We start from the raw sequence: 14,918 nt of genomic DNA on the forward strand, positions 1-14,918 counted from the left end.
CCATAATTCAATGAAAATCTTCCAAAAACTTATCAATATCCGTCACAAGATTTTTTAATAAACCTATTTTTGAACGCATATTAATAAAATAAAAATTCTTTGTGCCTTCTTTCCGCATTAATATAACATCGGCCTCCCTCAAAATCTTAAGATGATGTGAAACAGCAGGTCGAGAAAGATGCGTCTTTTCAGTGATTTCGCCAACACGCAACCCTGTTTGACAATCAGTTCCCATTAATACTAAAAGAATTGATTGACGAGTTTCATCACCAATCGCCTGTAATACTTTTTGAGAACTAATGAAATCTTCTTTAATATTATTTAGTTGGTCCTGTTTATTCATTCTATGAAATACCTCCAATGCTCAGTCGAATGGTTTAAGTCGACGAACCATATCACTGAACACAACAATATTATATTGTTAAGTTTGGTGCAATATTGAGAAAGCAAATCGAGACGGATCAATTTTTCATAAATAGCTCTTCAATATAAAAAGCACTTTTCCTTTTTTTAGAAAAGCGCACGATTGTTGAATAACGAGTGCCATTACAAGGTTATGATCAGCAGCACCTTAGAATAGGAAGTTCAATACTCCTAAACGTCGCTTACCCTTCATGCTTAGTGATCACTGGATTCCGAATGTCTGAAGCGTCTCTGAAATTTGTTTGTTATCGAACTCTTGTAAAATTAATGGTAAAATAAAAAGTGTTAATTAATTGAGATTGGAGGTTACAATTCACAATGTCAGCTAAAAAACACTCTTGGAAAAGTTATTTATTTTTAATATCAAGTGTATTAGTAACAGCAGCTATGTTTCTATTAGATCCAATAGCTAGAGCAACTTCTGAAACACTTACGCCAGTGATTCTAGCATTTATTGGTCTTGGCACAATTTGTTCTATTGTGTTGGCTGTTTTCTGTTTCCGTACTTTAAATGAAAAAAAGACTTTACCAATATTGGGTTTGCTTTTTACTAGTTTAAATTTTATTCTAATTGTTTCGTTTATATGGATTGGTGCAAATATAGCATAGAAAGGAAAGCTAGGGAGTTACCCCTGGCTTTTCTTTTTTTGAAATAACATTCGTCAATTACTTTTGCACCCCGAATGCCATTACGAATTGTTGTATCCACAGGACCTGTTTTATTTGCAGCACAATCAAGGAAGTCATCATGGCAAACGCATCGCTCCTTGCCTTCCTTATTCCCTGACTTCAAGCAAGCATCATGAGTTAAGCATCACCTATCAAGTTCGTTAATCGTGTTTCCACCACCTGCATTTTCCCAAGCGCCACAGCACTTACCGCAAGTCACATAAAAACTTGAATAACATTTTTTATCTTCAAAAGTGTTATTCAACGATATGACCCTTTAACAGAAGAATCGATTTCAAGATGATCTGAATGGTAATAATAATGTTTGTTCGCCTTTATGAACAACGTAAGAAATTCTACTTGGTTTAATTTAATTAAGTTAATTTAGAACCTCAGAAATTGAATGAATGATAATGTCCGGTCTATCCATATGTGTAGAATGGCTTGAATTTTTTGCGAATACAATTTTGCTATTGCTAGAAAGGTTTCCTTGTCTACTAATAAGTTCTTTCCATTTTTCCTCTAAAATTCTTAACTCTTCCTCTGGCAGCCCGCCTTGTAGTCCCAACTTAATGCAAAATTCTACATCTCTTCCTAAAACAATCAACGGGACATTGAGAGTCGTCTCTAAAGACTTAATAATCTCAGCATCCTGTTTCCAATTGCTTATCTCTAAATACATCGCTTTGTATAAAGATGGCCTTATTTGAAAGTCTAATAATCTCTGTCGAATTTCTTTAGGAAATGATTTTTGCTTTTCAGATAGAGTAGGGTTTAATAGTATCCTTAATTGCTCTTGTTTCATCGATGAATAAGATTTACATTTCTCTAACCAAACTTCATCAGAATCAGTTTCATCTAAAATAGGTAAATCTAATTCGTCTAATTCATGTAGATCTACAGAGGTTGAATCCACCAAAACCATTCCTGCAACCATTTTAGGATAACTTTTAGCAAAATGTTGTACGCACAATCCCCCATAGGAATGACCAACCAATACAATTGGTTCCGTAATTTCAAGTACTGATATTAAATCAAGTAATTCCTTAACGACTGCTCCAGTATTACGGACATCACTCCCTATTTCACTTTCTCCTAGTCCAGGTCTATGCACAATTACTACTCTACTGGTTTTACTTAAGGTCTTGGTAATGATGTACCATTCATCAAATGAACAGCCTAACCCCGTTAGTATGATAATCGTTTTTCCTTTGTTCCCTTTACTAAGCACCTCCATCTTTTTTTGTTTTATTTTTAAAAATGAAATAATAAATATTCCCCCTAATTGTCATTTTTCCACTTTAATTTCCCGTTAGTCCAAGTATAAGCCTTCACTTTCACATTATAAATTACATATTTTCAATGTGTTTTATTCAAAAAATATGGCCCTATAACGAATATAGATAGCGAAAAACATATTCATTTAAATGGTATAATAGGTAAAATAAGTATATATAAATAGTGCAAAATGAAACGGTTGCGAAAATAAAAAAGGAACCATAATCTTCATTTGGGAAAGGTCAGGTTAGATTAATGCGTAAGATGATGAAAATTATAGGGTCGGTAGCACTTATTAGTATTCTGGCTAGGCTACTTGGATTTTATAGGGAAATAATGATAACGAACCAATATGGGTTGTCTACTACAGCCGATGCAATTGCACAAGCTTATACAATCCCAAATTTCATTTATCTAGTTGTTGGTGGTGGATTGACCACTGCGTTTATATCTGTTTATCATTCAACTAAATCAGAAAAGGATTTATATGTTCGTAAGACCCTAGCAACTGTTCTTATAGCAGCAATTTCAATAACGGTTATTTTAATCATTCTAGTAGATCCCCTTTTGAAACTATTTTTTAACAATCGTAGCGCTGAAGACTTTGCATTGTTACGTAATCTATATCTTTGGATGATGCCATCATCAATCTTTCTTGTACTTTCGACGTGGATGAGTGGCTTGTTAAATATAACTGGTAAGTATCATCTATCTAGTATTGCAGTTTTTCTTTATAATGCAGTCTTTCTTGGATTAGCAGTCTTTTTAACCAGATATTTCGGACCTGAGTCTTATGGAATTGGTGCTTTGATTGGTGCATTGTTAATGGGTGGTTTTCTTTATATTGGAGTTCGGAAATCAAAACGCTATTCATTGAAACCTACTTTTGAAATGTCTAAAGACATTAAGCAATTATGGATAATCGCTTTACCTATCTTATTTGGAGGTGCTTCGTTACAACTCTATATCCTTATTCATAGGATTGTGTCTGGACAGTTTGAAGAAGGCGTCGTTATGGCTGTTAATATCGCCTCTAAATCGACTAGTCTCCCACAAACAATCTTGATAGCCGCAGTGACAACGGTAATTTATCCGCTGCTTAGTAAAAAAGAAGGAGAAGAAGACACAGAGGCAATCCGTGTACTCTATAAAAAGGGAATTCTTTACCTCGTTGGATTACTCGTTCCTACTACGGTTATCGCTTATATCTTTGCAGCCCCACTTATAAGCTTTGTTTTCGAAAGTGAAAAATTTACAAGGGAGTCAGTCAAACTAACAGTACCGATCTTTCGAGCATTCTCACTATCAATGTTTTTCCTGGCTGCTAATACATATATCACTCGATTCTATTACGCAAAAGGCAACTCGATTGTGCCGGTAATATTTAGTGTAGTTAGCGCTTTAGGAATTAATATAGCTGTAATTTATTTAATGATGGGTTCATTTGGTGCTTCATCGATTGCTTACGGCACGGCTATAAGTGCTGCGGCAAACTTCCTAATGCTGGTTATTTATGCGAGGGTTAGATGGAAATTTTAAAGTTGCTTATTAGCATTAAATTTAGGTTTAGTACAGCGAGGTTTCATAATATATACATTTAATTTCTAATAAAGGTCCCGATTATAAGCTAATAGAAAACACAAAAAAAAATGCCCGAATGTTGTTAAATCAACGTTCGTGCTTTTTCGATTGAACTATTATAATAAAGCTCTAGACAAATTGTATAAATAGCTTAAGTAGCAGTAATTTACAAATCAGATCTTACCTTACCTATAAAAATGTTATTCGACAATATGGCCCTATAACGGAAAAACACGATCTCCTTATTGAAGAATCGTGCCCGATTGTGGAATAACAAATGCACTTAAGTAGCTCTGCAACACCTTTCAAACATTAATGTTATTGTATTGTTGATTTTATAGAACAGTTATAAACAGTATCTCCAAAAGATCGAATGTCGCTTAAATAATTGTATCCCTCAGATGAACCATAACGGTTGAGCATTCTTACTGCTACTATGTTTTCCTCTGGAATAACGAGCAGAGCTACATTGGTGTAGCCGAGTAATTGATAGGAACCTTTTGGAACTGTATCACCTATTTGGTTAAAACTATGGTTTGTATCTTTTACAAACCATAAAAATCCGTTCTTCTGAATAGGAAGTGTCGGGTTAGGAGATTGAATGGATGCAGTCATTTGAATGATTTCTCTAGGAATTATTTGTTTTCCTCCCCATTTCCCTCCTGTTAAATGAATGTAACCGAATAAAGCAAGCTCTTTTGCAGACACATACATATTCATTCCAGAACCATCTACTACATCTGTCTCAGTCCAAAAAGGGTTATCTGTATCTCGAATAGCGTCTGCAATTTTTGAATGAGGCTTACTCATCCTAATCCATTCTGTCGATTGAAAACCTAGTGGTTCAATAACTTGCGATTTAATGATTTCAGCAACAGACAGCCCCGTTGTTTTTTTGATAATCATTGTCAACAGTTCAATACTTGGACCTCTATATGCCCAGGACTCACCCGGTTTATATTCACTAATTAGTTTATTAACCTCACAAATTCTTAGCCCATGTGTGTGAGTTAATAGGTGACGAATGGTTACCCCTTCATACGCGTACAGATGTGAATTTTCTACAAACTGTTGAACTGGATCATCAATAGAAAAGTAGCTATTGTATATAGCGTAAGCCGCAGCAAAACCGATATAAGCCTTTCTTACCGAGGCAATGTGGAATTGAGTATCTACTTGAACATCTCTAGCGTGTTTTGCATTAGACTGTTTGCCAAAATACGACTCTGTTACGATTTTGTCGTTATGGATAACAAAAATGGCACCACCACTAGCACCCAACTTTTCAGCACTCTCCATTACATGAATACGTAGATCTTCAAATAAGTTTGGGTAATCACTCTCGTTCTTTAATATCATTTTTCACTCTCCTTGAAAATAAGAAATGCCCCAATATAGTTTCAAACAATATTTTAAATATAAATTACTTCTCATGAACTTTTACATATATACTTCCAAATAGGCTTCCTCCTATATAAGCATCTAACTTCCATATTCCGCTTTTAGGTAATGACATGTTAGATGGGGCGTGTTTGTCTGCACCATTATTGGCAGCACCTAGTACGCCACTGGTCACAAAGATTTCTTCATCTTCATTTTCATGAGTGGCAACAACTTTTAGTTCTCCTTCTAACTCTTGTTTTCCCCCCCAAAAATGCCACATGTACTTTTGCTCTTTACCAGGATAGAACCGAACTTCTTCGCTATCATCGTAAATAAAACCTAATCGGCCCTCTTCTCCAATCATTGTGTAACCGCCCGATTCAAAAAGTGAACTTTCATTCCAATTGCTTTTAATCACTTTTTCATTTTTTCCAATGAACTCCTCTTCATTACAGCCTGCAATTGCTAACGATAAAATTATTCCAAAAGTTAAAAGGATTCTTTTTTTCAACATAAATACACCCCCAATGACTTTTTATGTTAATTCTCTAACTAGCACCAATACCCCTTCATAAAGTTACAAATATATGACCCTAAAGAGAATTAAATAAAGGGGGAATTTCCCCTTATTTGAAGAATTGTGTTCACTTTAATGATAATAAGGGTAAGATTTACCGTTATGTACGTATAAATTGCTGATTTTCATGGTTTTTAGACAATCCGCTCCTCGATATTATTTTGTTCCGACCCCTACCTTCATTAATCTCCGTTGACTTTTGTAATAAGCCAATATGTTTTAATATTTCATTACAGTAATTTTTTTACAACCAAATCAGAATTGCTTCGTCTAATAATTGAAAGGGTGAGGAGGATGCTTGAACGAGTGATAGAACAGGTAGAAGTAAGTGAATTAAATAAAGAGGAGAGAATTGAATGGTTGATGAATGAATACGGCCAAAATATAGCTCGTTTAGCATTTACTTATACTAAACAGAAGCAACTATCAGAAGATATTGCGCAAGAAGTTTTTATTAAGTGCTACGAGAACTTAGACAACTTTAGAAATGAATCTTCTTATAAAACATGGTTATACCGTATCACGGTGAACCTCTGTAAAGATAAGTTAAGGAGCTGGTCTTTTAAAAATATCGTCCTTACAGAATTTTTTACAAAAATAAAGAGTACAAATAAATCACCTGAAATGGAATTAGTCGGTCTAGAGGAAAAACGACTAGTTGCAGAAAAAATACTTTCCTTACCCGTGAAGTATCGAGAAGTAATAATTTTATATTACTATGAAGAAATGTCATATAACCAAATATCAGATTTATTAAATTTGAGTATACAAACGATAAAATCCCGATTACATAGGGCGCGCCTCTTATTAAAAAAGTCACTAGAAGGGAGCATCAAACATGGATGACATGTTTAAACAAATCGTAGAGACTATGAACAAAACTGTGTTAAAGGACATTCACTTCGATGCGAAACAGAAAGAAAACGTAAGGCAAGTTATTTACAAAAGAAAAAAGAAGCGCCATATCAAGCCAACGACGTTGAATTATCTATTACCAATAGCTGTAGCGAGCCTGTTTTTTTTAGGCGCTAGCTATTATGCTACTACGGAGTTGGAGATTTTTTCGCGTGAAGAGCAGATGACTAGTTTAAATAACGCCCCTGACCATATTCCACCAGGATCAAAAGTTGAAACTAACATTTATACACCTCCAGCCCAAGAGGAATCATACGAAGAGATGACAAAAGAAGATGTGGTTAGCAAGCTTTTAAATACAGTAGACTATTTTTACACAGCTGCAGGTAAATTTGAGGATTACGCCGTATATTATGACGACTCAGTTAGTAAGAGCGTGACTGAATACAAATTAAGCATAAAAAATGAAATTGGTGGCTATGAGAAAAACACTACTCTAGTTGATGAAAAAATACTGGGGTATGCGGAAATTATTAACGAATTTATTTATAATGAAGAAAAGCTCTGGCATAAAGAAAGTGTAAATAATACCTATCGAGTCAGTGACTATGAACCGCAGCCCAAACGAGATCCGATCACACCAGCAGAAGCATTTAATTTAGAATTGAAAGACATTTATTCAGATAAGGCTAATTTTAGAGAAAGGCCAGAAATTGCCCCTAGCGGCATGTCTTTGTTTCCCTATGAAATTACAGCTAGTTACTTAAGAAATACAGAGCTTTGGGATATAGAAAAACAAAATGAAGAATTGTTAGGTCATAATACCATTGTTTTATATGGAAAATTGGATGAGCAAGTGATAATTAGATTCAAAATGAAAAGAACTACTGACACTTTTCGCTTTTGGGTAGATAAAGATACTGGCATTTTAGTTAAATATGAAACGTATGATACGGACGGTCAACTTACAGGCTATCTCCATCCTGAAAGTTTGGAAGTGAATATTACTATTGATCCGCAAGATTTTGTACCAAACTTAGATGGCTATACTCCTTTTGTTCCTTATGGAAAAAAGCCCGAGCATGATTCAAGAGAAGAAAAAATAGAAGCTGTAGACACCAATAAAGAAGATACGGAAGCTATAGTAGATTTAATGCGAAAGGACCTGCCTTTCTTGTATGAATTCACTCATCCCGATCTTGAAATATCTTCAGCTTACTATATGGAATTTGAAGAAGAATTCCACCATGCTTACCTCACGTATATTCCCAAAAATGAAGCGGGAATAGTATACGTAACCGCTTATCACCAGGATTCCTTTACTCGTCCTTTGAATAATTTCGATGTGATTACAGGAAACCAACTTGAACTGTTCACCTTAAACGGCATTGAGTGGAAAAGCTATGAATTAAAAGATTTTTTAGGCGCCAAGTTTATAGGCATGAAAGGTGATTATATATATGAGGTCGTGAGTCAAAAAATAACACTCGAAGAAACGAAGGCTTTATTAGGATCTTTTAACCCAAGTAAGTAGGATGATGGCTGCCTGGAATTATCAAAAAGAAGGTTGGACAGAATCCAAAAACACCACTTTTCACTCAAAGAAAAATGGTGTTCTTTTTGTGTTTTCCAGGGGCGTTGCTACATACGAACGTATCGATGCTTTATTTGGGAACGTTATTTAAATTGGTGTGTTTAATTATTTATGTTTCAAAGAGATTATTTTCTAATGCTGCAATGTATCGTTTAGCTGAAATTTGAACACGTTCTTTAGCGTCCTTTTCAATCACTCGATGGAATGCGTCAAATAACTTTTCGAAATTAAATGTATCAATTTGACTTGCAATTCGTTTTACAATATTAGTTGGCAATGGAATAAAGTTTGGATAGCTGTACATAAAAGTTACCCATCTACGATCTGCAACCACACGGATGATATCTCCAACAAATAAAACGCCCTCTTTTTTATTGTTTTGCCATTCTAAAACTGTGGCTCCTTTAAAATGCCCTCCTACACGATGTAATGCTATTCCTTCTTGTAAAATCAATTCTTCACCTGACCAAAATACAATATGCTCACTTGGTCTAGTTACCCACGCTTTATCATCTTCATGTATATAGATTGGGGCATCGAATGCTTCTGCCCACTCAACTTGGCTTGAATAATAATGGGGATGAGATAATGCAATTGCATTAATTCCACCTAATTCATTAATTCTAGTAAGAGTTTCATTATCAATATATGTAATACAATCCCACAACAAATTAAAATCGCTATTCTGAACTAAGTAAGAAGTCTGTCCAATACCAAATGTAGGGATAGTTTTAATACTATGTAATCCATCTTCTACAAAAGTAATCTTATTTTTATACTGATAAGACGCCACTAATTGATCTAAAGTTGTCCACTTTTGTCCGTCTACACTCACATATTGTCTCTCTTCAGTACAAATTTTGCATTCACTAGGTTCAGCAGTAGATTTTTCATATTGAACTCCACACGTTTCACAAATATAATAATTCATTCCAAACTAATCCTCCACATTTCCGTATTTTGTATTTTTTGCATTTTAATGGTTTCTCATTTGTATATTTTATATTCTGAAACCAAAAGTTTCTATCGGTATATAGGCTGAATTTTCCTTACTTTTCAATCCCCCTTTGTTTAAATACTTTTCTCGGTAAAATTTATTCAACAATCTAGCCCCTAAACGCACAAAAAAGCCTTTCCTTATTGAAGGAAAATGCCCGATTGTTGAATATATTATTTAAAAGAAAACCCAAGAAATTGTGTGACATTTCTTGGGTATTTGTAACTTCCTAAACTTACTGCAGGAACATTGAAAGTTCTGGTTACTATGATTTTTAAAAATTATTTCTCAATTTATCTGCAACGCTAATCAACTTATCCTTTAAATTATCAAACCAAGTTGGAGTGTCATTAATTTCTCCGTAATTCAAAGCTTCTAATAATCTGGCATACTTATATAAGTTTGCATATCTTTGAAACTGCGGAAATTGAGCCACTACATCATTATCTAAAACCATTTTGGTACGATAGCCATTCAAAAATGAATGAGTCAATAATTTTGATTGAGAATCATCAGCGTTAATAAAATCATCAAGTGCTGTTACAATATCAAGTGCATACCAGTGATAAATGGCATCATCAAAGTCAATAACATTGAAATGTGGGTAATTATCCTCTTTAAAAAACAAATTATCTAATTGAAAATCATAATGTATCAATCCGAATATATTATTGTCAGTGGATAATAATTGAAGCCAGTTCGTTATCTCATTAAGCTCTTGTAGCGCTAACTCTTCACCTGGATATTTTTTAAATACACTTTCCATAAACTGTACTGTATCTAGCCAACTCTTTCTTTTTTCCCCTACTGGCTCATACGTTTTTGATAAACAATGAAGTAAGGCGAGTGATTTTCCCCATTCCTCCATCTGTTTTTCAGTAATTGTATCGTCATCCAAATTAATTCCGTTAGCAGCATTAAAGACAACGGCAAAGTACGTACCTTCTGGTCTACTTAATGTTTCAATTAATTTTTTATTTTTTGAATGAATTGATGTTACTGTTGGAAATCCATTTGTTTGTAAATATTGCATAAACTCTAATTCTGCCCTTATTTGTTCAATCGAATTATCCTGTTCAAAACTAATTCTTAAAAAATATTGAACTTGATTACGTTCAAAAGCATATACAAAGTTTGAACTTGCACGCCATAGTCTCAAAGTCCCCTCGTCATATACCCAAAATTGAAGAAGTCTTTGAGCAAATGCGTCGTTTGCAACTCCTCTTAACATATTACCTAAATCCATCATCTTTAAATTTCCTCCCATTGCCTATGAGAGGAATAAATCTTAATTAAGAATTAATTCCTCTCATTAGCATCCTATTTTGAAATTCTTTCATTTTCAATAAGTCACCCCTTCCTTAAGTTGCAGCTTTAAAATTTAATAGCCATTGTAATTTTCTTTCGACACAAAATTATAATCCCCTCTTTTCATAATCAGGTAAATTTTTAAAACTAAACATTGAATTAGTTGGAGAAAGAATTCTTGCAAAGCGTCGTTTAGAAACCTTTCATAAAAGAGTGTTATTCAAGTAAGGAAAAATTAACGCAAAAAAACAGACCTTTGCCTTAACAACGGTCTTTCTTTTATTTTATATGGATGGAGGTATAAATTAATTTCATGTATTTAGACTTAGTTATTTATCAGGTAACACATTACTGTTGTCTGATTCAAAAAATTAGTGATGACACATTTTAGGTAATTTGATATAATTCAACAGTATTATTAAATTTACATATTAAAGGAGATTTTCAACATGGAGAAAATTAGCTTTTCTACAAGCCTGCTATTTTTTTGGATAAAAGGTGCAGTCGAAGTGGATAGCAGATTTGTGAAAACAAATTTATCAAACACAATTCTAGGATTTATCCCAGCAGGAAAAGATGAACAAAGTATACCTCTAAAAAATATTTCTGGATCTATGCTTTCTTCAAAATACAATATTAAAGCAATAATAATTGGTTTAATTTTAATTTTTATTGGACTAGGTTCTTTAGGGGAGACTTTTATCGGAGGTTTATTTTGGTTAATAATTGGTATTGGTATTGCTGGCAGTGGAATTCAGACAATATTAAATATCGAAAAATCAGGATCACCACATTATATAAGTGTGCCATTTTTCGAAAAAGCTAAAATCTCAGAGTTAAATCAATATATTAATACAGCTTTAGCTGAAGATACTGATAAAACAGATTTAAATTTATTCTTTGATAAAAAAAGTAATTAATAAAAAAAGACCAGACTCAAAATTAATTGAGTACCTGGTCCTTTTTTATATATTTGGTTTTATATACAAGTTAGGTACAATGTATTGGTAATGAAAAGCCCGTAATTTATTAATAACATCTCCAACAAATTCAAACATATATTTCTCTATAATCTAATTTAGTGATTTATTATTGAAAAAGGCAACGGGTTTACAGAGACACCCGTTGCCTGCTTTTTTTACTATAATCTTCTATACTTTAAAACGGTTAACGGCAACCGCTAAATCAGCGCTTAACTGATTTAATTCCTGAGACGCCTCAGCTACCGATTGAATTGCGTGTAACTGATCATCTGTAGCCGCGCTAACTTCTTCGCATGCTGCAGCCGAATTTTGAGAGTTCATAGACATTTCCTCAATTGTTTCAATAACACGGTCTTTATATTTATCAACACTTTCAATTTCAACGTGAACCGCAATAAAGGATTCATTCACATGATCAATTAATTCCGTGAGCTGTGCGAACATTTCACTCGTTTTATTAACCACTTCATTTGATTCATTAAATGATTCTTTCATTTTATTCATGGGTACAATTACTTGATTCGAATAATTTTGAAGCTCAGTAATCGTCTTTTTCACGGTTTCCGTAGCATTAGCTGATTGTTCGGCCAACTTACGGACTTCTTCTGCTACTACTGCGAATCCTTTACCATGTTCACCAGCACGCGCGGCTTCAATGGAAGCATTCAAAGCTAATAAATTCGTTTGAGCGGAAATAGATGAAATTGTATCCATAATGGAACTAATAGAAATCGTCTGGGCTTCAAGCTTGGATAGGACATGTGTCATTTCTTCTAGTTCTAGCTGGTTTCCTGAGAAGCTTTGTAATAACTCGTCCATATGCTTGCGTCCTTCTTGATTAAGGGTAGCAGCCTCACTAGTAGATTCTTCAACCTTGCTAGATAAAGATTTCATATTTTCAATTTTATCGCCTAGGCTTGCTGATTGTTCTGTTACAATATCGGCTTGTTCAGAGGTACTAACTGTGCTTATAGCAATTTCCCCGACTGATTTCGAAACTTGTATAGAAGAAGCACTCGTCTCTTCTGCCATCGCACTTAAATGTTGTGAACGCTCATCAACTTGATCAGCAGAAGTTTTCACAACACCAATAATTTTTTTCATTTCGCCAATCATCGAATTAAAATGATGCGCCAACCGACCAATTTCATCCTTTGCCTTGACATCAATATGAACCGTTAAGTCCCCTTCTGCCACATTCCCCATTAGTGTACCAAGTTTATAAAGAGGCTTGATAACACGCGAAATAAAGATGAATAGCACAATAAAAGTAATGGCTAAAATCGCAATCGTAATTAAGATAATTATATCTCTAATTTCATTGGCTGTTTTATTCAGATTTGACTGTTCATACTGTGCTGCCACGGTCCAATCAACACCCGGTATATGATTGGATATAATAATTGAATCAACACCATTGATGGATTCATTTAAAATCATAGAGTCTTTCTTCTGTAGCAACTTCTCAATATAACTGTTTTCCGATAAATCTTCACCAGCTAAATCCGGATGAGCAATTGCCAATCCAGTACTATCAAATATCATGCCAAATCCATTATAACCAAGATCCATAGCAGCAACCATTTGTGTTAAGTCCGTTAGCAAAATATCCGATGCCAGAACACCTACAACCTCATTGCCAACTTTAATACCCGTTACACCTGTAATCGTGAATTCTCCTGTTGCAGCATCTAGATATGGCTCGGTCCAACTGACAACATCAGGATTCTCCATACCAAGTGTATACCAAGGCCTTGTCGTCGCATTAATATCTTTTACCTCATCAAAGTGTGGCTCATACATGACCCCTTCTGTGTCTGCTGTATAAATACCCGATGTATTAGAAAATGTACCTAAATACGTTTGAAAATCTTTTCGTAATTGAGAATCCGCATCATCAAATAAGGCGGTATTGTTTTCATAATAGTTTTCGATTTCATCCGATTGAGCAATCATTTGTAATGACCGTCCGAAATTGTCGAGAACGGTTTGTACATTAGTCGAAAGTTGTTGGACGATGGTTTCACTCTGATTTATTACAGTTTCCTCTGTTTTATTCGAAATGATGACGGTACTCACCGTTGCTAATGTACTAAAACCTAAAATAGCAATGAGAATAACAATTCCGATAATCTTCCATTTTACTGATAAATTCATTTTATACTCCTTAATAAATTTAATTACTGACATAATTAATTTGAAAGTTTTATAATTATATTAGTTTTAAATACTTTAACTGATATTTATATAGATTGCGATAGTTTTTTTAATAAAATTTATATTCAGAAATTATTCACTATGCTTTATTAAGAACCCTCTAAAAAATATGTTACACGACTCGAGCTCTGAATTCTAAGGGACTTAAGAAAGAAAAGAACGCCTTTTAATTTATTAGTGGAGAAGATTCCTTTTCACTTAATTCTCTAATAGCAAAATAATGATTTTGCACGCAAGCGTTCATAATGACATAGAAACGTTACTCTACAGTAGTGTTTTTGCCTTCTAATCAAACGGTTAGAAGGTTTTTTCTTCTCCTAATAAGAAAAGAAAACATTCTTTAAGAATGAAGGTAAAAAGGAGTAGAGTGAATTTTCGTTTAGTAAGAAAAATGGGAATGTAGCAATAATTTATTAAAATACCATTTACATAATTTGAAAATAAACTATAATATAGAAATGGTAAAATATATCTATACAAAAGTAAATGACCTGTATATATAGATACATTTCCAGGGGTAAATTAGTTTATAAAAGAGAAAGATAGGGAAATTTTGTATAATTCCCCCTTTATCATCATCAATTTGATTTAATGTTCTTAAAAATTGGATTTTTTAAATGATTAGATTTGATTTAAAAATAATAATTAATTGAGTTATAAAGGGAGGAAAAAATGATGAAATATACGTGGAGGTTAGCTCTTACTGCAATACTTGTAATAGCCAATTATTTTATATTTTCAAATTTAGAATTAGGTCAAAGTAATACCCTCTCTATTATAGTTTTTAGCACAAACGTTATTATTGGATGGATGCTTGGAAATCAACTTGATAAATTTGTTGCTTCAAAAAAAGAATTGGGTTCTACTCAGACAACCTTAGTTGACTATACATTTGCGTTAGATTTTTTATCACTTGGTATCGGTATTACAAATGAAAAAGGAGAGTTTGAATTTGTAAATAAAGCTCATCAAGACCTTTATGGATATAATCTAAAAGAATTTTTAACTAAAAGTTGGATGGATTGCTACTCTCCAGAAACGGTTGAACGACTA

12 protein-coding genes and 1 pseudogene are annotated in these 14,918 nt (G+C 33.7%); 6 read left to right on the forward strand and 7 right to left on the reverse strand.

Translation table 11 applies throughout. The features are described 5' to 3' along the window. Window positions 1-7: 7 nt before the first annotated feature. Window positions 8-343, reverse strand: coding sequence for an ArsR/SmtB family transcription factor (locus ABS917_RS18120; protein ID WP_350480302.1), 336 nt, complete (start codon window positions 341-343; stop codon window positions 8-10). Window positions 344-741: 398 nt separating this feature from the next. On the opposite strand from ABS917_RS18120, the gene ABS917_RS18125 reads away from it, so the two are divergent. Continuing rightward, a complete protein-coding gene (locus ABS917_RS18125) occupies window positions 742-1,032 on the forward strand; it encodes a hypothetical protein (protein ID WP_350480303.1) in 291 nt (96 codons plus the stop codon). 439 nt (window positions 1,033-1,471) lie between these two features. Here the strand turns inward: ABS917_RS18125 and ABS917_RS18130 are convergent, their stop codons facing one another. Continuing rightward, window positions 1,472-2,329: an alpha/beta fold hydrolase gene (locus ABS917_RS18130; protein ID WP_350480304.1), complete on the reverse strand. Its 858-nt coding sequence runs from the start codon at window positions 2,327-2,329 to the stop codon at window positions 1,472-1,474. A 296-nt stretch (window positions 2,330-2,625) separates the two neighbouring features. Between ABS917_RS18130 and murJ the strand changes: the two genes are divergently transcribed. Beyond that, complete coding sequence (murJ, locus tag ABS917_RS18135) at window positions 2,626-3,909, forward strand: murein biosynthesis integral membrane protein MurJ (protein ID WP_350480305.1); 1,284 nt, start codon at window positions 2,626-2,628, stop codon at window positions 3,907-3,909. Window positions 3,910-4,269: 360 nt separating this feature from the next. On the opposite strand, the gene ABS917_RS18140 is transcribed toward murJ, so the two are convergent. After that, entirely contained in the window at window positions 4,270-5,310 is a 1,041-nt protein-coding gene (locus ABS917_RS18140) for a serine hydrolase domain-containing protein (RefSeq protein WP_350480306.1), read from the reverse strand. Window positions 5,311-5,374: 64 nt separating this feature from the next. Then, entirely contained in the window at window positions 5,375-5,848 is a 474-nt protein-coding gene (locus ABS917_RS18145; protein WP_350480307.1) for a hypothetical protein, read from the reverse strand. A 357-nt stretch (window positions 5,849-6,205) separates the two neighbouring features. Here ABS917_RS18145 and ABS917_RS18150 point away from each other — a divergent pair, with 357 nt between their 5' ends. Both ABS917_RS18150 and ABS917_RS18155 read left to right on the forward strand, forming a co-directional pair. After that, window positions 6,206-6,757: a sigma-70 family RNA polymerase sigma factor gene (locus tag ABS917_RS18150; RefSeq protein ID WP_350480308.1), complete on the forward strand. Its 552-nt coding sequence runs from the start codon at window positions 6,206-6,208 to the stop codon at window positions 6,755-6,757. Next, window positions 6,750-8,300, forward strand: a complete 1,551-nt coding sequence (locus tag ABS917_RS18155; RefSeq protein ID WP_350480309.1) for a hypothetical protein — start codon at window positions 6,750-6,752, stop codon at window positions 8,298-8,300. Before ABS917_RS18150 ends, ABS917_RS18155 begins: the two co-directional genes overlap by 8 nt. 169 nt (window positions 8,301-8,469) lie before the next feature. Here ABS917_RS18155 and ABS917_RS18160 read toward each other — a convergent pair whose 3' ends face one another. Together ABS917_RS18160 and ABS917_RS18165 are read right to left on the reverse strand one after the other, a co-directional pair. After that, the gene (locus ABS917_RS18160; protein WP_350480310.1) at window positions 8,470-9,291 is read right to left on the reverse strand and encodes an MBL fold metallo-hydrolase; all 822 of its coding nucleotides are present in this window, start codon (window positions 9,289-9,291) and stop codon (window positions 8,470-8,472) included. A gap of 340 nt (window positions 9,292-9,631) precedes the next feature. Next, entirely contained in the window at window positions 9,632-10,606 is a 975-nt protein-coding gene (locus ABS917_RS18165; protein WP_350480311.1) for a phosphotransferase enzyme family protein, read from the reverse strand. A gap of 508 nt (window positions 10,607-11,114) precedes the next feature. Here ABS917_RS18165 and ABS917_RS18170 point away from each other — a divergent pair. After that, window positions 11,115-11,585 (forward strand): hypothetical protein, encoded by a 471-nt coding sequence (locus ABS917_RS18170; protein ID WP_350480312.1) that lies wholly within the window; start codon window positions 11,115-11,117, stop codon window positions 11,583-11,585. 231 nt (window positions 11,586-11,816) lie between these two features. Here the strand turns inward: ABS917_RS18170 and ABS917_RS18175 are convergent, their stop codons facing one another. Continuing rightward, complete coding sequence (locus tag ABS917_RS18175) at window positions 11,817-13,805, reverse strand: methyl-accepting chemotaxis protein (RefSeq protein WP_350480313.1); 1,989 nt, start codon at window positions 13,803-13,805, stop codon at window positions 11,817-11,819. Window positions 13,806-14,540: 735 nt separating this feature from the next. Between ABS917_RS18175 and ABS917_RS18180 the strand changes: the two are divergent. Then, window positions 14,541-14,918: pseudogene (locus tag ABS917_RS18180) on the forward strand (PAS domain-containing protein); the annotation flags it as partial.

It is taken from the genome of Solibacillus sp. (genome assembly GCF_040273735.1).
In the GTDB taxonomy this organism is placed as follows: Bacteria; Bacillota; Bacilli; order Bacillales_A; family Planococcaceae; genus Solibacillus.